Origin of the sequence: Streptomyces sp. NPDC006365 (assembly GCF_042870755.1) — a bacterium.
Classification (GTDB): Bacteria; Actinomycetota; Actinomycetes; order Streptomycetales; family Streptomycetaceae; genus Streptomyces; species Streptomyces xiangluensis.
Map to the genome: position 1 here is coordinate 182,689 of NZ_JBIAHS010000013.1, position 16,936 is coordinate 199,624.

11 protein-coding genes are annotated in these 16,936 nt (G+C 67.1%); 9 read left to right on the plus strand and 2 right to left on the minus strand.

All coding sequences use genetic code 11. The features are described 5' to 3' along the window. The first annotated feature begins 30 nt into the window (after positions 1 to 30). Together ACFYO0_RS30825 and ACFYO0_RS30830 are read left to right on the plus strand one after the other, a co-directional pair. Entirely contained in the window at positions 31 to 2,244 is a 2,214-nt protein-coding gene (locus ACFYO0_RS30825; protein ID WP_388682574.1) for a PQQ-binding-like beta-propeller repeat protein, read from the plus strand. A gap of 245 nt (positions 2,245 to 2,489) precedes the next feature. Next, complete coding sequence (locus ACFYO0_RS30830; RefSeq protein WP_388682576.1) at positions 2,490 to 3,563, plus strand: lytic polysaccharide monooxygenase; 1,074 nt, start codon at positions 2,490 to 2,492, stop codon at positions 3,561 to 3,563. Positions 3,564 to 3,576: 13 nt separating this feature from the next. Here ACFYO0_RS30830 and ACFYO0_RS30835 read toward each other — a convergent pair whose 3' ends face one another. Next, positions 3,577 to 4,179 carry a Uma2 family endonuclease gene (locus ACFYO0_RS30835; RefSeq protein WP_388682579.1) on the minus strand — a complete coding sequence of 201 codons (603 nt, stop codon included), beginning with the start codon at positions 4,177 to 4,179 and terminating at the stop codon, positions 3,577 to 3,579. A gap of 165 nt (positions 4,180 to 4,344) precedes the next feature. Beyond that, positions 4,345 to 8,148: a GH92 family glycosyl hydrolase gene (locus tag ACFYO0_RS30840; RefSeq protein WP_388682581.1), complete on the minus strand. Its 3,804-nt coding sequence runs from the start codon at positions 8,146 to 8,148 to the stop codon at positions 4,345 to 4,347. A 518-nt stretch (positions 8,149 to 8,666) separates the two neighbouring features. Here ACFYO0_RS30840 and ngcE point away from each other — a divergent pair. The 7 genes from ngcE (at position 8,667) to ACFYO0_RS30875 (ending at position 16,912) form a co-directional block, all read left to right on the plus strand. Continuing rightward, complete coding sequence (ngcE, locus tag ACFYO0_RS30845) at positions 8,667 to 10,118, plus strand: N-acetylglucosamine/diacetylchitobiose ABC transporter substrate-binding protein (RefSeq protein ID WP_388682583.1); 1,452 nt, start codon at positions 8,667 to 8,669, stop codon at positions 10,116 to 10,118. Between the two features lie 89 nt (positions 10,119 to 10,207). After that, on the plus strand, positions 10,208 to 11,137 hold the full coding sequence (locus ACFYO0_RS30850; protein WP_388682585.1) for a carbohydrate ABC transporter permease: 930 nt from the start codon (positions 10,208 to 10,210) through the stop codon (positions 11,135 to 11,137). Positions 11,138 to 11,140: 3 nt separating this feature from the next. Beyond that, entirely contained in the window at positions 11,141 to 12,064 is a 924-nt protein-coding gene (locus ACFYO0_RS30855; protein ID WP_388682587.1) for a carbohydrate ABC transporter permease, read from the plus strand. A gap of 198 nt (positions 12,065 to 12,262) precedes the next feature. After that, the gene (locus ACFYO0_RS30860; RefSeq protein ID WP_388682588.1) at positions 12,263 to 13,462 is read left to right on the plus strand and encodes an ROK family protein; all 1,200 of its coding nucleotides are present in this window, start codon (positions 12,263 to 12,265) and stop codon (positions 13,460 to 13,462) included. 133 nt (positions 13,463 to 13,595) lie between these two features. Beyond that, positions 13,596 to 14,699, plus strand: coding sequence for a sugar ABC transporter substrate-binding protein (locus tag ACFYO0_RS30865; RefSeq protein ID WP_388682709.1), 1,104 nt, complete (start codon positions 13,596 to 13,598; stop codon positions 14,697 to 14,699). Between the two features lie 123 nt (positions 14,700 to 14,822). Continuing rightward, positions 14,823 to 15,614, plus strand: a complete 792-nt coding sequence (locus ACFYO0_RS30870) for an ATP-binding cassette domain-containing protein (protein ID WP_388682590.1) — start codon at positions 14,823 to 14,825, stop codon at positions 15,612 to 15,614. After that, the gene (locus ACFYO0_RS30875) at positions 15,611 to 16,912 is read left to right on the plus strand and encodes a sugar ABC transporter permease (protein ID WP_388682592.1); all 1,302 of its coding nucleotides are present in this window, start codon (positions 15,611 to 15,613) and stop codon (positions 16,910 to 16,912) included. The genes ACFYO0_RS30870 and ACFYO0_RS30875 overlap by 4 nt, the downstream gene beginning before the upstream one ends. Positions 16,913 to 16,936: the final 24 nt, after the last annotated feature.

A 16,936-nucleotide genomic window follows, 5' to 3' on the forward strand; every position in this document is an offset into this window, starting at 1 on the left:
TGAACAACTGTGCGACACAGGGGATTTGCGATGGGCGACCGGCATACGCCGCTGGGCACCGGGGAATCGGAGCCCATCGGGTCCATAGGCGGTTATACGCTGCTCGACCGGCTCGGCAGCGGCGGCATGGGCGTCGTCTACCTGGCCCGCGCCGCCTCCGGGCGCCATGTCGCGGTCAAGGTCGTCCACGCGCAGTACGCGCAGGACGAGGAGTTCCGGACCCGCTTTCGCCAAGAGGTCGCGGCGGCCCGCCGGGTGAGCGGGGCGTTCACCGCCCCGGTGGTGGATGCCGATCCCGAGGCCGAACTCCCGTGGATGGCCACGCTGTACGTGCCGGGCCGCACGCTGGAGGACCTCGTTGCCAAGGAAGGCGCCCTGGCCGGTGGCGAGTTGCGCACGCTGGCGCTGGGCCTTGTCGAGGCGCTGCGGGACATCCACCGGGCGGGCGTGGTGCACCGGGACCTGAAACCGAGCAACGTCCTGATGGCCGAGGACGGCCCGCGCGTCATCGACTTCGGCATCTCGCGCGCCGCCGACAACCAGGCCCTCACCGTGACCGGACGACTGATCGGCACCCCGCCCTTCATGTCTCCGGAGCAGTTCGCCTCGCCCCGGGACGTCACCGCGGCCTCGGACGTGTTCTCGCTGGGTTCACTGCTGGTGTACGCGGCCACGGGCAACCGTCCTTTCGACGGTGCCAGCCCGTACATGACGGGTTATCAGGTCGTACACGAGCAACCCGCCCTGGACGGTGTGCACGAGCCGCTGCTGGGCATCGTCGAGCGTTGTCTGGACAAGGACCCGGCCGCGCGGCCCCAACTGGCCGATCTGCACCAGTTGTTCATGACTCTCTCGGACACCGCGGCCGCCACCTCGGTAGCGGCGGGTCCGCCGACTGTGCCGGGAGGCCGGCGGGCCGCGCGGCGGCACGGTGCCACGACGGCCGTGGCAGGTCCCGCCCCCCGTGGCAGCCGGGCGCGTCGACTCGTCGTCCTGGCCGTGGCCCTCGCCGTGACGGTGGTCGGCGTGTCGGTGTACCACCTGGTGTCGAACGTGAAGACCACCGAGGGCACGCCCGGTGCGCGTAGGTCCGCGTCCCCCGGCCCGGCGCTTCCCACCGGTTGGCAGCCCTGGCAGGCGAGCCTCGTCCGGGCCGTGAAGGACGAGTCCGTGATCGTCAACGTGGACAGTGTGGATTCCGGTTGTGTGGCCGGGGGATCCTCGGTGTACTGCGCGGGGACCGGCTTCACGGTCGCCCGGATCGACGCCGCCTCGGGCCGCGTCGCGTGGCGCTTCGGCAGCAGCCCCCAGTCCACGGACCGGCCCCTCGGCGTCCGGGACGGGATCGTGTACGGGGCCGACATGCCGGACGTGACGGAGGTGCAGTCGACCTGGCGGCTGTTCGCACTCGACGCCGACACCGGGAAACGGCTCTGGACACGAGCGGTCGACGCGGGCCGCACCGTCGCCCTGTTCGACGGCGGCGTCCTGGCGATGCCGGAGGGGGCAGCGGAGTTCGTCGCCGTCAATGCCCGGACGGGCAAGGACTTGTGGCGGACACCGGCGACATCGTCGGCCGGCACCGCCTGCGACGCGCTGGTCCTGGGCGGCGTCCCCTACGGCGTGTGCGCCGACGCGGACGACCCCACCCAGGGCCAGACCGGCCTGCTGCGCCTCGACCCGGCCGACGGCACGCCCCAAGAACTCGACGCCCTGCCCCTGGGCGCGGTGCCGCTCGGCGCCGTCGACGGGCAGCCGCTGTTCGCGCTGCCGCAGCAGGCGGAGTGGGAGTCCAACGACGGGCGGGACGAGGCGTACAAGACCCTGGTGCGGGTGAACCCGACCAGCGGTGCCGCCGTCCGGACCCCGCTGGCGGGTACCCCGCGCGGCACGGCCACCCTCATCGACGGCGTGGTGTACTTCGTCCGGCCCGACGGAACCGTCACCGCGAACAGGGTGACCGACGGCGCCCGGCTGTGGCAGCGGGGGACGCAGATCGAGAACCTGTCGGTGCCGGTGCTGTCGACGACGTACGACCGCCTCTACTTCGTCAACCGCTACGGCCGTCTCCTCGCCCTCGACCGGGAAACCGGCGCCGTACGGTGGACCACGGACAAGTTGGACGACCCGGGGACGTCGGCGCAGGACAGGATCCCGAGCGTGCTGCTCGTGAAGGACGCGATCGTGGCCGTGGCGGGCGACACGGCCTTCTCCGTACGTCCGGACCGCGCCGGCACCTCCTGACCTCCCCCGCACCACCACTGACGGCACCAGTACCCCGAGGGCCGCACCCACCGAGGTGCGGCCCTCGTGCGCCAGGCGTTTACAAGTCGGCCACTCGGCGCTATTTTCACCCCGAGTGAGGTGGGAGCGCTCCCATGGAGGGGCGGACCGGAACCTGCCCGAGCCACCGGGGCGCTCCCACCTCACCCGCACGTCCTCACAGAACCGCAGCGACCCCACATCCGCAGCGCGAAGGGACGTACGTCATGAGTAGTCCTCGATTACTTCCATTACCGGCACCAACTCGCCTCAGAGCATGGCTCCTTGTGCTGCTCGCCCTCGTCGTCACCGTCCCCGCGCTCGGCCTCGTGGTCGCGTCCGGCGGTGAGGCGGAGGCTCACGGCACCCCCATGAAGCCCGGCAGTCGCACCTTCCTGTGCTGGCAGGACGGCCTGACCGACACCGGCGAGATCAAGCCCGTCAACCCGGCCTGCAAGGCGGCGCAGCAGGTCAGCGGCACGACGCCGTTCTACAACTGGTTCTCCGTACTCCGCTCGGACGGTGCGGGCCGCACCCGCGGCTTCGTGCCCGACGGCGAACTGTGCAGCGGCGGAAACACCAACTTCACCGGCTTCAACACCCCCAGCGACAACTGGCCGTTGACCCATCTGACCTCGGGCGCGACCGTCGACTTCTCGTACAACGCATGGGCCGCGCACCCCGGTTGGTTCTACGTCTACATCACCAAGGACGGCTTCGACCCCAAGAAGACACTCACTTGGGACGACATGGAGGAGCAGCCGTTCCTGACCGTCGACCACCCGCCGCTCAACGGCAGCCCGGGCACGGTAGAAGCCAACTACTCCTGGTCCGGCAAGCTCCCTGACGGCAAGTCAGGACGCCACCTCATTTACATGGTGTGGCAGCGCTCCGACAGCCAGGAGACCTTCTACTCCTGCTCCGACGTCGTCTTCGACGGCGGAAACGGCGAGGTGACCGGCATCAAGGAGCCGGGCAACCCGAACGAGCCCGTTCCGGGCCAGTGCTCGGCGACCCGCCGTACGACGGGCACCTGGAACGGCGGCTACCAGTCCGAGGTGACCGTCACCAACACCGGCGACGTCCCGATGCTGGGCTGGATGGTCGACTGGACGCTGCCCAGTGGTCAGAAGGTCGAGAGCCTGTGGAGCGGCAACGCGACCTATTCCGGTCAGAACGTGATGGTCCACAACGCCAACTGGAACGGCTCGCTGGATCCGGGAGAAAGCGCGACGTTCGGGTACGTGGTCGAGGGCTCCGGGGGTGATCCGGCGACCGCTCTCGCGTGTCGGGTCGGCTGACGGGAGCGGCTTGTCAGAACGCGACGAGTGCGTCGAGATCGATCTCGACCGGGAACGGCATCTCGGTGACGAGCTTGTCGTGGTGCACTGGGTGCAGGGGAGCAGGGAAGTACGAGCGCGTGTCCGCGTTGAGCCAGTACTCGTGCACGGTGAGCTGCTGATCCCGGTCGAGTTCCACGCGCCAGTAGCAAGGAACCTTGGCTGTGGCGAAGAGCGCGGGCTTGCGCACCCGATCGTCCTGGCGGGAACCGGGGGAGACCACCTCGATGGCAAGGGCGAGCTTTGCCACGGGGATGCAGTCAGCCTCGAAGAGGTTCAGTTCCCGGGGATCGTAGACAATCACGTCGGGCTTGGAGACGTTCTGGTCGTCCACCATCACGCACTCCTCGGTCAGGACCCGATACGGCGATACGCGTGCCGCTTTGAGGGCGTCGCCGATGCCGTCCCGTACCTCGTTGTGCCAGACGTTGGTCTGCCCACGGGCCACGATCACTCCGTCCACAAGTTCCCAGTCGAAGGGCAGCTCCAAGTGCTTGACCTGGTCGAAGGTCCAACCGAGGGTCGGCGGGAACATCCAGTTGTCCTCTGTGGCCCGTCCCCGCTGGGGTGTGGTCATCACTGCTCCCATGGACGAGAGTGTGGACGCCGGTGCGCGTCATGGTCTTGTGTACGACGGTAGCGTCACCCGAAGTGAGACTGCCACGGCACGCCGTTGACGCGCGGCGGGCGCGGAGAGTTCCTCCGCGCCCGCCTTTCCCGTGGGGGATTGGACCGGCGTACCTCAGGCCAACAGCTCCACCTCCGCCAGCGTCGCCTCGCCGTCGAGGACCAGCCGGTAGCGGTCATACGTCCCCGGCTTGGCGATCGAGAACGCGCGTGTCTGCTTGTCCCAGGTGAAGGATTCGCCGGAGCGTTTGTCGAGGTCCTTCCACGTGCTGCCGTCGGGGGAGCCCTGAAGGACCCAGCCCTTGGGTGCCTTCGCGCGGTCGGAGGAGGTCAGCGTGTACTGAACTGCCTCAGCTACCTTGGGGATTGGCAGATCGACGGAGGCCGCAGCCCCACCCGTCGACGAGGTGTTGTCGAACAACGGCCCTTCCCCCTCGATGACATCGGCCCGCGGCGACGGCACCTTGTCGTCCTGGGTGATCGACGGCGGCGCCGCGTTCTTCCCCGTGCCCCACGACGACGGCTTCGGCCCCATGTCGAACTCCAGAACGCCGCCGCGGGAGATCAGCGAGTGTGGCAGCGAAGTCGACGTCCACGTACGGCCGTTGACCTTCAGCCCCTGTACGTACACGTTCTTCGCGCTGTTCTTCGGGGCCTTGACCACCAGTTTCTTGCCGTTCTCCAGATGCACGGTCGCCTTGGTGAACAGCGGTGAGCCGATGGCGTACTCACCGCTGCCCATCACCAGCGGATAGAAGCCGAGCGCCGAGAAGAGGTACCAGGCCGACTGCTCGCCGTTGTCCTCGTCGCCGTGGTAACCCTGGCCGATCTCGCTGCCGGTGTAGAGGCGGGACAGCACCTCGCGCACGTTCTTCTGCGTCTTCCAGGGCTGACCGGCCGCGTCGTACATGTAGTTGACGTGGTGGGCCACCTGGTTGGAGTGCCCGTACATGCCCATCCGTACGTCCCGCGCCTCGGTCATCTCATGGATGACGCCGCTGTACGAGCCCTTGAACTCGGGCGTGGCGGTCTCTGGGGTGGCGAAGTACTCGTCGAGCTTCTCCGCGAGCTCCGACCGTCCGCCGTACAGGTTCGCGAGGCCGCGTGAGTCCTGGGGCGCGGTGAAGGCGTACCCCCAGCCGTTCGTCTCGGTGTAGTCGTAGCCCCACACGCGGGGGTCGTACTCGGACGACTCGACCCGCCAGTCGCCCTTCTCGTCGCGGCCCTGGAAGAAGCCGGCCTTCGAGTCGAAGAGGCTGACGTAGTCCTGAGCCCGGTCGAGGAAGTACTCGGACTCCTCCTTGTAGCGCTTCTCGCCCGTCTTCTTGTAGAGGGCCTGGCCCATCTTCGCGATGCCGTAGTCGTTGAGGTAGCCCTCCAGCGCCCACGACAGGCCCTCTTTGGTGTCGGTGCTCGTGTAGCCGAGGAAGGGGGAGGTCGTCATGCCCTTGCGGCCGACTCCGGACGACGGCGGGACGACGGTCGCGTTCTTCACGGCCGCGTCGTACGCCGACTTCGCGTCGAAGCCGACACCCTTCACGTAGGCGTCCGCGAACGCCACGTCCGACGAGGTGCCGGTCATCAGGTCCGCGTACCCCGGTGAGGACCAGCGCGACGTCCAGCCGCCGTCCTTGTACTGCTGCACGAAACCGTCGACCATCTCGCCCGCCTGGCCCGGTGTGAGCAGCGAGTACGCCGGCCAGGTCGTCCGGTACGTGTCCCAGAAGCCGTTGTTGACGTACACCTTGCCGTCGACGATCTTCGCCCCGGTGTGCGTGGGTGTGTCGGGGCCGGGCATCGGGGAGAACGGCGAGGCGTACTGGTACTTCGAACCGACCTTCTCGAAGCCGGAGTTGGGGTACAGGTACAGCCGGTAGAGGCTGGAGTACAGCGTCGTGAGCTGGTCCGGTGTGGCGCCCTCGACCTCGACCTTGCCGAGGATCCGGTCCCACTGCTTCTGGGCGCGCGACTTGACGGTGTCGAAGGACGTGCCGTCCGGGATCTCCTGGCGGAGGTTGTCCTTGGCCTGGTCGACGCTGATGAGGGAGGTCGCCAGGCGCAGGGTGACGGTGCGGTCGGCGCCCGCGTCGAAGCGCAGGTGGCCCTTGACGCCGGAGGAGCTCCCGTCGGTCACCGGCGCGTCGAAGACCCCGTACACGAACAGCCGGGTCGCGCCCGTCGACAGGTCGGACTTCACGTCCGAGTAGCCCGTGACGACCCCGTTCTCCTTGTCGAGCGTCAGTCCGGCCTGGTCGGTGACGTTGTCGAAGAGGACGCTCGCGTCGTCACCGGGATAGGTGAAGCGGAGGGCCGCCGCGTGGTCCGTCGGCGCCATCTCCGCCGTGAGGCCGTTCTCGAAGCGGACCCCGTAGTAGTACGGGCGCGCCGTCTCGTTCTCGTGCTTGAAGGCGAGCGCGCGGGCCGTGCGGCCGGTGTCCGGCGTGCCCGAGGCGGCCGAGGGCATCACCTGGAAGGTCTGCCGGTCGCCCATCCAGGGGCTGGGTTCGTGACTCGCGCTGAACGCCTGGATGGTGGGCAGATTGTCCGCGTTGTTCGCCCGTGCGTAGTCGTACAGCCAGCGGAGCGATCCCGCGTCGGTGACCGGCGTCCAGAAGTTGAAGCCGTGTGGCACGGCCGTCGCGGGGAAGTTGTTGCCGCGCGAGAAGCCGTTGCTGGAGTTGGTGCCGCGGGTGGTCGAGGCGTAGTCCGACAGATGCGCCTTCGGCTTCTCGGGCTGCTTGACGCGCAGCGCGATGTCGTCCAGCCAGCCGCGGAACTTCGCGGGCCCCTTCGGGGAGTCGTACGCGACCAGGATCCTGTCGACCGTCCGGCCGGCCGCGACGGAGCCGATCCGCGAGACGACGTTGTTCCACTGGTTGACGTACAGGACCTTGGCGGCGCCCTGCCCCTGCGGCGTCAGCGCGAACCCGTGCTGGTCGGTGGCGCGCAGGTCACTCAGATGGGTGCCGTCCGTGAAGGCCAGGTCCACGGACACGTTCGTGGCGTCGTAGTCGCGGTCGCCGTCCGCCATCGACGGGAAGACCCGGTACGCCAGCTCCGTGTTCCGCCCGACCGCGACGTTGACGTCGAAGACCTTGTTGTACGAGTAGGCGCGGCCGTCCGCCTGGTGCCTGCCCGCATAGCGCAGCGCCCGCTTGCCGGTGAAGCCCGCGCGTGCCTTGGCGGTCGGGGAGGCGTTCGGCCCGTTGTCCACGAGCGAGAGCATGTCCCTGGGTGCGGGCTCCTCGCCGCCGCCGGTCGAGAACTGCACATCGGCGAGCTGCAGGGCGTCGGAGGCGCCGTTGTTCTTGCTGATGTCGAGCCGGAAGTGCTGGTACTCGGCCGGTTCGGCGAGGTCGTACGACTTCGTCTCGAAGCGCTCGCCGAAGGATTCGCCCGTGCGACTGTCGAGGGTCTTCCAGTCCTTGCCGTCCGTGGAGCCCTGCAGCGTCCAGTCCTCGGGGTCGCGCTCGTCGTGGTCGTTGGCCGAGGTCAGCGCGTAGGTGACGAGCTTGGCCGGGGCGTCCAGATCGAACTCCACCCAGCCGGTGGGGGCGAAAGTCAGCCACTTGGTGCTCGACTCGACGTCGACGAGGTTCTCCTTGACCTCGCCGCCGCCCGTGTTCTCGCCGCTCGCCCGGACGTCGGTGACGTGGTCGGTGACATTGCCGGGGATGCCGGTGCTGTAGCCGCCGTCCACGCCCGAGGAGCGTTTCGTACCGTCAGGTGCCGTATCAACCGTATTGAGCCAGTCCGGGGCCGGATCGTCCGCCTCGAATGAGGAAGCGAACTCCCGGTCGGCCGCCGCCGCTTGGCCCGGCCGGGCGACGGCGGCGCCCTGCGAGGCCACCACCAGGGCTAATGCCGTCGCTCCGAGAAATGCCGTGGAACCCCATCTGTGCCGAGATCTGCGCTGCATCTACCAGAATCCCTCGCGAAGTGGACAACGTTGTCAATCCGCTGTGCGGGGTCCAGTAGGGCGTCAAGTGGTCAGTGGTGTCAAGAGTGTTGAAGAGGCGTATGCGATGCCAGGAGCCGCAGGTTGCCGGCATCACTCAATTGGCCGAGGTCAGGAGAGGTTCAAAGGGTCCACGGGGAATCCAAGGGTGTGTCATATATCCGCGAGATCTCAACTCGGGAAAGACTGCCGACCGAACCTGCATTCGATCTTGCCCCCGCATCGTGAAGTGGACTATACCTGTCAGCGTCCGCATGGTCGCTCCTCCATCCGCGGGGCAACCGCACGACCCGAGTTCCACCGAAACCCCTCTCAGGGGTGCACCGAGTACGTCGTCCTACCCGGCCTCAGGGCCGGGAGTCCGGCCCGTGACGCAGTCGCTTTCGGCCATGCGTCGCCGGGAAAAAGCAGCACATCATCGCGGTGCCGGGGAGGATCCGGTTCACCGCCTGAGTCCTGGAGAAGGCGAGGACTTGAGCATGGGATCCACTTCCGCCCACAGCGGCCATGAAGGTTTGGGCCGGCGTGATCTGATCAAGCGGTCCGCCGCACTCGGCCTGATCGCCGTGCCCACGATGAGCTTCCTGTCCGCGTGCGCCAGCGGTGGTGACAGCGGCGGCGAGGAGAAGGTCGACAAGGGCAAGAAGACCGCGGAGAACCCGCTCGCCGTCAACGAGAGCGCTCCGCTGGAGATCGTCATCTTCGACGGCGGTTTCGGTACGAAGTACGCCGAGGACGCGAAGGCGGTCTACGAGCAGAAGTTCCCCGACGCGAAGGTCAAGTTCTCCTCGACGCAGAAGATCCAGTCGGTCCTCCAGCCGCGCTTCAACCAGGGCACCCCGCCGGACCTGATCGACAACTCCGGTGCCGAGCAGATGGACATGGGCGTCCTCGTCGGCAAGAAGCAGCTCGCCGACCTCACTCCGCTGCTGGACGCGCCGTCCGTAGACGACCCGAACAAGAAGGTCCGCGACACGCTGCGGCCCGGCATCGTCGAGATGGGCCAGTTCGACGGCGACCCGGTCTGGATCATGTACTACGCGTACACCGTGTACGGCGTGTGGTACTCCCAGAAGGCCCTGGACTCGCTGGACGCCACGTACCCGGAGACCTGGGACGACATGCTCGCGGTCTGCGCGAAGGCCAAGAAGAAGGGCATGGCGGGCTGGACGTACGCGGGCAAGCACCCGTACTACATCCCCTTCTCGCTCTACCCGATGATCGCCAAGGTCGGCGGCCGGGAGACTCTCGACGCCATCGACAACCTTGAGCCGAACGCCTGGAAGCACCCCGCGGTCAAGACCTGCTTCGAGGCCTACTACGAGCTCTACAAGAAGGGCTACATCCTCGAGGGCACGCCCGGCCTGGACCACATCCAGTCGCAGACGGCCTGGACCGAGGGCAAGGCGCTCTTCATCCCGAACGGCTCGTGGGTGGAGAACGAGGCGGCGAAGACCATGCCGAAGGACTTCGACCTCGCGGTGTCCGCGCCCACCGGCATCGACAGCTCGGACAAGATGCCCTTCGGCACCATCTGGGCGTCGGGCGGCGAGCCCTTCATCGTCCCCGCCAAGTCCAAGAACCCCGACGGCGGCATGGAGCAACTGCGCATCATGCTCAGCGAGGAGTCGTCGAAGAACTTCACCACGTCCGTCAAGTCGCTGTCCGCGTTCAACGGCGGCACCGACGGTATCGAGCTGACCCCGGGTCTGAAGTCCGGTGTCGCGGCCCTGGAGAAGGCCGGCGAGAACGTGGTCAACCCGCGCCTCCAGGACTGGTACGTGGCGTTGCAGAAGGAGAAGATCGGCGTTGGTGGCCTCGGCGAGATGATGGCCGGGCGGCTCACCCCGGCCGAGGCGATCAAGAAAATCCAGGGTTACGCCGACGAGGCGGCCAAGGACGACTCCATCCAGCACTACAAGCACCAGTGAGCGCGGCGGGGGGCTCCGGGGCGTGACCGGGGTCCCCCGCTCTCGATGCGTGGTGTCGGCGGCGGCGCGGGAAGATCGGGTCGGTAGGAATGCAGCACGGTAAGTACCGTTTCATCGTGGGGTTCTTGTCGGCCCCCCTGGCGATTTACACCCTTTTCGTCATCTGGCCCTTCGTCCAGTCCATCTACTATTCGTTCACGGACTGGAGCGGTCTGAGCCCCGAGTTCAAGATGGTGGGCTTCGCCAACTTCACGAGAATGCTGGACGACGAGGTTTTCTGGAAGTCGTTCCAGCACAGCGTGATGTTCGTGGTGCTGTTGCCGCTGGTGACGCTGACACTGGCGCTGTTCTTCGCCTTCATGCTGAATGTCGGCGGACGGCGCAGGAAGAATGCCGCGATCGCGGGCGTACGCGGTTCGGCCTTCTACAAGGTCGTCTACTTCTTCCCGCAGGTGCTGTCGATCGCGATCGTCGCGCTGTTGTTCCAGTTCGCGTACAACCCCAACAGCGGTGCGCTCAACTCCGCGCTCAAGGCGGTCGGTCTGGACAATGTCCAGCCCAACTGGCTGGGCGATCCCGATCTCGCGCTGTGGTGCGTCTTCGCGGTTCTCGTCTGGTGCACCGTCGGATTCTTCGTCGTGCTGTTCTCCGCCGGAATGGCGTCCATTCCCAAGGACTATTACGAGGCGGCGCTCCTGGACGGCGCGAACCGCATCACCACGTTCTTCAGGATCACCCTGCCGTTGCTCTGGGACACCGTGCAGTCCGGCTGGGCGTACATGGGCATCCTGGCGCTGGGCGCCGAGTCCTTCGCGGTGGTGCAGATCATGACCGTGGGGCCGAACGGCGGCGGCCCCGACTATTCGACGACGGTTCTGCCGCTGTACGTCTACCAGAAGGCGTTCCGTGACGGCCAGGCCGCCTATGCGACGACGATCGGTGTTGCCCTGCTCATCGTGACGCTGCTGTTCGTGGCGGTCGTGATGAGGCTGGGCCGGCGCGAGCGGTTGGAGTACTGACCTATGAAGACGACCGACACCCCTCCCGCCGACGTCACCCCGGACGAGCGGCCGCCCGTCACCAAGACGACGGCCGTACCCGGGCCGTTGGACAAGCCGTCCGAGGGCAGGACCCTCAACTTCTTCTCGCACGGCATGCTCATCCTCTGGGCGTTCATGGTCGTGATGCCGCTGCTGTGGGCGGTGATGACCTCGTTCAAGACGGACCGGGACATCTTCAGTTCGCCCTGGGCGCTGCCGGACTCGTTGCACTTCGAGAACTGGTCGCGCGCCTGGACCGAGGCGAACATGAGCGACTACTTCCTCAACACGTTGATCGTGGTGGGGTTCTCGCTCGTCGGCACGATGCTGCTCGGTTCGATGGCGGCGTACGTCCTCGCGCGTTTCGAGTTTCCCGGGAACCGCTTCATCTACTTCCTCTTCATCGGAGGGATGAGCTTCCCGATCATCCTGGCGCTGGTTCCGCTCTTCTACGTCATGCAGAACCTTTCGCTGTTGAACACACTGCCCGGGCTGATCCTGGTCTACATCGCGTACTCGCTGCCGTTCACCGTGTTCTTCATGACGGCGTTCTTCCGTACGCTGCCGACCTCGGTGGCCGAGGCGGCATTCGTGGACGGCGCCTCGCACACGCGGACGTTCTTCCAGGTGATGCTGCCGATGGCCAAGCCCGGACTGATCAGCATCAGCATCTTCAACTTCCTGGGACAGTGGAACCAGTACATGCTGCCGACGGTTCTGAACACCGATGAGGACCGCAAGGTCCTCACGCAGGGCCTCGTGCAGCTCGCCGTCAGCCAGGGCTACAAGGGCGACTGGTCCGGACTATTCGCGGGCCTGGTCATGGCGATGCTCCCGGTCCTCGCCGCGTACATCATCTTCCAGCGCCAGGTGGTCGCGGGTCTGACGGCGGGCGCGCTCAAGTAGCGGATTCGTCCGTCCGGTCGCTTTTGCGAGGGTGGTCCCGGATTGGTGCCGGGGCCACCCTCGCGTGTGCGGGCGCCCCGGCACGTGCCCCTCCGCTCAACCTATTGACGGGAGGCAGCCCAAACAGCTCAGCTTAGAGTTCACTAGTTGCACATAGACGGGGTCTTGCCGAGGCGACCCCGTACGCAGGAGGTCGTCGTGGAGACTCCGGGGTCGCAGTCGTCGCTGCACCGAGCCAATCTCGAGCGGGTCGTACGCGCCGTGCGCCTGGCCGGATCGCTCACGCAGGCGGAGATCGCGAGGACGACCGGCCTGTCCGCGGCGACGGTCTCCAACATCGTCCGCGAGCTCAAGGAAGGCGGAACGGTCGAGGTCACGCCCACATCGGCGGGCGGACGGCGGGCCCGCAGCGTCAGCCTGAGCGGTGACGCCGGCATCGTCATAGGGGTCGACTTCGGGCACACGCATTTGCGCGTCGCAGTCGGGAACCTAGCGCATCAGGTGCTCGCCGAGGAATCCGAACCCCTCGATGTGGACGCCTCCGCCGCGCAGGGCCTCGACCGGGCCGAACAGCTGGTCAGCAGGCTGATCGCGGCCACCGGCGTCGACCGCGGCAAGATCGCGGGCGTGGGCCTCGGTGTGCCGGGGCCGATCGACGTGGAGTCCGGCACCCTCGGCTCGACCGCGATCCTGCCGGGCTGGACCGGCACCAAGCCCGCCGAGGAGTTGCGGGGGCGGCTCGGCGTACCGGTGCACGTGGACAACGACGCCAACCTCGGCGCCCTCGGCGAACTCGTCTGGGGCAGCGGTCGGGGGGTGCGGGACCTGGCGTACATCAAGGTCGCCAGCGGTGTCGGCGCCGGCCTGGTGATCAGCGGACGTATTTACCGCGGACCGGGTGGCACGGCGGGAGAAATCGGTCATATTACTCTTGATGAGTCCGGCCCCGTCTGCCGCTGCGGAAACCGGGGCTGCCTGGAGACCTTCACGGCCGCGCGCTACGTACTGCCGCTGCTCCAGTCCAGCCACGGCACGGATCTGACCATGGAAGGCGTCGTACGGCTGGCGCGGGACGGCGACCCTGGCTGCCGTCGCGTGATCGCCGACGTCGGCCGACACATCGGCAGTGGAGTCGCCAATCTCTGCAACTTGCTCAACCCGAGCCGGGTCGTCCTCGGCGGTGATCTCGCCGAGGCCGGTGAGCTGGTGCTCGGGCCCATAAGGGAGTCGGTCGGCCGTTACGCGATCCCCAGCGCGGCGCGTCAACTATCCGTTCTTCCAGGGGCACTTGGTGGCCGGGCGGAGGTCCTCGGGGCTCTCGCTCTCGCACTCAGCGAGATGGGGGATTCAACCCTTTTGGATGGAACCCTCCCCACGGCCACTCCTGCCTTCACTTAGAGAACGGATGGCACCGTTGCCATCTCGTTAAGGATTTACTTCTTGACGTCGCACTAATGGCCGAGTTGACTGCCAGCCACCTCGGCCGCACTGTCGCGGCCTCGTCAGGGAGGTATCTGAAGTGAATACGCGTATGCGTCGTGCCGCTGTTGCCGTTGCCGCAGGTGCGATGGCCATCTCGCTGGCTGCCTGTGGCAGCGCCGAGGAAGCCGGCGGCGACAGCGACGAAGCCGCCACGAACAAGGGCGACGCGATCAAGGTCGGTCTCCTTCTCCCGGAGAACCAGACGGCGCGTTACGAGAAGTTCGACAAGCCCCTGATCGAGAAGAAGGTCAAGGAGCTCACGAACAACAAGGGCGAGATCGTCTACGCCAACGCCAAGCAGGACGCCACCACCCAGAACCAGCAGGTCGACACGATGATCACCAACAAGGTGGACGTGCTGATCGTGGACGCGGTGGACTCCAAGGCCATCGAGAACTCCGTCAACAGGGCCAAGGAGGCGAACATCCCGGTCGTCGCGTACGACCGTCTCGCCCAGGGCGACATCGACGGCTACGTCTCGTTCGACAACGAAGAGGTCGGCCGCGTCCAGGGCAAGGCGCTCCTGGACGCCCTCGGCGACAAGGCCACGCCCTCCGCCAAGATCGTCATGATGAACGGCGCGGTCACCGACCCGAACGCCGCCCTCTTCAAGAAGGGCGCCCTCTCCCAGCTCGAGGGCAAGGTCGCCATCGCCAAGTCGTACGACACCAAGGAGTGGAAGCCGGAGAACGCCAACGCCAACATGGAGGGCGCGATCTCCGCGATCGGCAAGAACAACATCGTCGGCGTCTACTCCGCCAACGACGGCATGGCGGGCGGCATCATCACCGCCCTGAAGGCCGCCGGTGTCAACCCGATCCCGCCGGTCACCGGCCAGGACGCCGAGCTTGCCGGTGTGCAGCGCATCGTCGCGGGTGAGCAGTACATGAGCGTCTACAAGCCCTACCCGCAAGAGGCGGACATCGCAGCGGAGATGGCCGTCGCCCTCGCCAAGGGCGAGAAGCTCGACTCCATCGCCAAGACCGAGGTCGACAGCCCGACCACCAAGGGCGTCCCGTCGGTCCTCGTCCCGGTCATCTCGCTGACCAAGGACAACATCAACGACACGGTCATCAAGGACGGCATCTACACGGTCGACGAGATCTGCACGGCCAAGTTCAAGGCCGCCTGCGACAAGATCGGCCTCAAGTAGCAGGTCCTCGCAGCCCCTCCGGCGCCCCGCCACCAACAGCCCCGCAAGCTCGCGCGGGGCGCCGGACGGAACAACTCCCCAAACTTCTGCACTACCTCTCCGCCGGGTCAGGCGGCGAAGGAGATGGTTTACGTGTCCGCTACGCCTGTGCTGGCGTTGCGCGGGGTCTCCAAGCGGTTCGGTGCCGTCCAGGCGCTCACCGACGTAGAGCTCGAGGTCCACGCCGGTGAGGTGGTCGCCCTGGTCGGCGACAACGGTGCCGGAAAATCCACGCTGGTCAAGACGATCGCCGGCGTGCACCCCATCGATGAGGGCGTCATCGAGTGGGACGGCAGGTCCGTCCAGATCAACAAGCCGCACGACGCCCAGAACCTGGGCATCGCGACCGTCTACCAGGACCTCGCGCTGTGCGACAACATCGACGTCGTAGGCAACCTCTATCTGGGGCGCGAGCTCAAGAGGCGAGGCGTGCTCGACGAGGTCGAGATGGAGCGCCGCTCCCGCGAGCTGCTGCAGACGCTGTCGATCCGCATCCCCAGTGTGCGCATCCCGATCGCCTCGCTTTCCGGTGGCCAGCGGCAGACCGTGGCCATCGCCCGCTCCATGCTCGGCGAGCCCAAGCTGGTCATCCTCGACGAGCCCACCGCGGCCCTCGGTGTCGAGCAGACCGCGCAGGTCCTCGACCTGGTGGAGCGACTGCGGGAGCGCGGCCACGCGGTGCTCCTCATCAGCCACAACATGGCCGATGTGAAGGCCGTCGCCGACAAGGTCGCCGTACTGCGCCTCGGCCGCAACAACGGCGTGTTCGAGGTCAAGTCGACCTCGCAGGAGGAGATCATCTCCGCCATCACGGGCGCCACGGACAACGCCGTGACCCGTCGCGCGGCGCGCGGCATCGGGGAGGTACAGAAGTGAGTATCGACAAGACACAGGACACCGCCCCGACGACCACCGACGTAGTGGTCGAGAACCCGGAGGCCGCCGCCGGCGCGGACGTCGCCGTCGACCCACGGCTGCTCGTGCGTGAACGCGGCTTCGCCGGCTATGCCATCGAGTTCAAGCGCAAGATCCGCGGCGGTGACCTGGGCTCGCTCCCGGTCGTCATCGGCCTGATCGCCATCGCCGCCATTTTCCAGAGCCTGAACTCGAACTTCCTGTCCGCCGAGAACCTCAACAACATCGCCGTGGCGATGGTCGCCACCGGCATGATGTCCGTCGGCATCATCTTCGTGCTGCTGCTCGGTGAGATCGACCTCTCGGTCGGCTCCGTCAGCGGTGTCGCGGGTGCCATCGCCGCCGTACTCAGCGTCACGCACGGCATGAACGAGTGGCTGGCCGTGCTCATGGCCCTCGGGGGCGGCGCGGTCGCGGGCGCGATCCACGGCTTCTTCTTCGCGAGGATCGGTGCGCCCGCGTTCGCTGTCACCCTGGCCGGCCTGCTGTTCTGGCTCGGCTTCATGCTCCAGCTCCTGGGCGAGAACGGCACGATCAACCTCGACGGCGACGGTGTGATCGGCAAGCTGACGACGTACTACTTCTCGGACGTCGCGGCCGCATACGGGCTCGCCACCGTCGCGGTCGCCGTCTTCTTCGTCACGTCGTTCCTGGACAGCCGCCGTCGCGAGGCCGCGGGCGTCCCGTCCCGGCCGCTCGTCGACGTCGTGCTGCGCACGGGCCTGCTGGCGGTCGTCGCGTTCGCCGCCGCGATCATGTTCAACCAGTACAAGGGCCTGCCGCTGGCGCTGCTGCTGTTCCTCACGGTCCTGGTGGTAACCGACTTCGTGCTGCGCCGTACGGGCTACGGCCGCAAGATCTTCGCACTCGGCGGCAGCGTCGAGGCGTCCCGGCGTGCGGGTATCAACGTCACGGGGGTACGGATCTCGGTGTTCGCCATCGCGGGTTTCTTCGCGGCGGTGGGCGGTCTGTTCTGGGCCTCGAAGATCGCCGCGGCCAACCAGAGCGCGGGCGCCGGTGACCTTCTGATGAACGTCATCGCGGCGGCCGTCATCGGCGGCACCAGCCTCTTCGGCGGTCGCGGCCGTACGTGGAACGCGCTGCTCGGTGTCATGGTGATCACCTCGATCCAGTACGGGCTCGCCCTCGAGGGCATCGCCACACCGATCCAGTACATGATCACGGGCAGTGTCCTGCTGGCCACGGTCGTGATCGACTCCGTCACACGGAAGACACAGCGGACCGCCGGTCGCGCTTAGTCCCCTACAAGCAAGAGCCCGGCA

Coding starts and splice junctions, on each gene's coding strand:
- ACFYO0_RS30835 (WP_388682579.1), bottom strand. CDS start 4,179: ATGACCACACCCCAGCGGGGACGGGCCACAGAGGACAACTGGATGTTC.
- ACFYO0_RS30855 (WP_388682587.1), top strand. CDS start 11,141: ATGAAGACGACCGACACCCCTCCCGCCGACGTCACCCCGGACGAGCGG.
- ACFYO0_RS30870 (WP_388682590.1), top strand. CDS start 14,823: ATGGTTTACGTGTCCGCTACGCCTGTGCTGGCGTTGCGCGGGGTCTCC.
- ACFYO0_RS30865 (WP_388682709.1), top strand. CDS start 13,596: ATGCGTCGTGCCGCTGTTGCCGTTGCCGCAGGTGCGATGGCCATCTCG.
- ACFYO0_RS30850 (WP_388682585.1), top strand. CDS start 10,208: ATGCAGCACGGTAAGTACCGTTTCATCGTGGGGTTCTTGTCGGCCCCC.
- ACFYO0_RS30840 (WP_388682581.1), bottom strand. CDS start 8,148: ATGCAGCGCAGATCTCGGCACAGATGGGGTTCCACGGCATTTCTCGGA.
- ACFYO0_RS30825 (WP_388682574.1), top strand. CDS start 31: ATGGGCGACCGGCATACGCCGCTGGGCACCGGGGAATCGGAGCCCATC.
- ACFYO0_RS30830 (WP_388682576.1), top strand. CDS start 2,490: ATGAGTAGTCCTCGATTACTTCCATTACCGGCACCAACTCGCCTCAGA.
- ngcE (WP_388682583.1), top strand. CDS start 8,667: ATGGGATCCACTTCCGCCCACAGCGGCCATGAAGGTTTGGGCCGGCGT.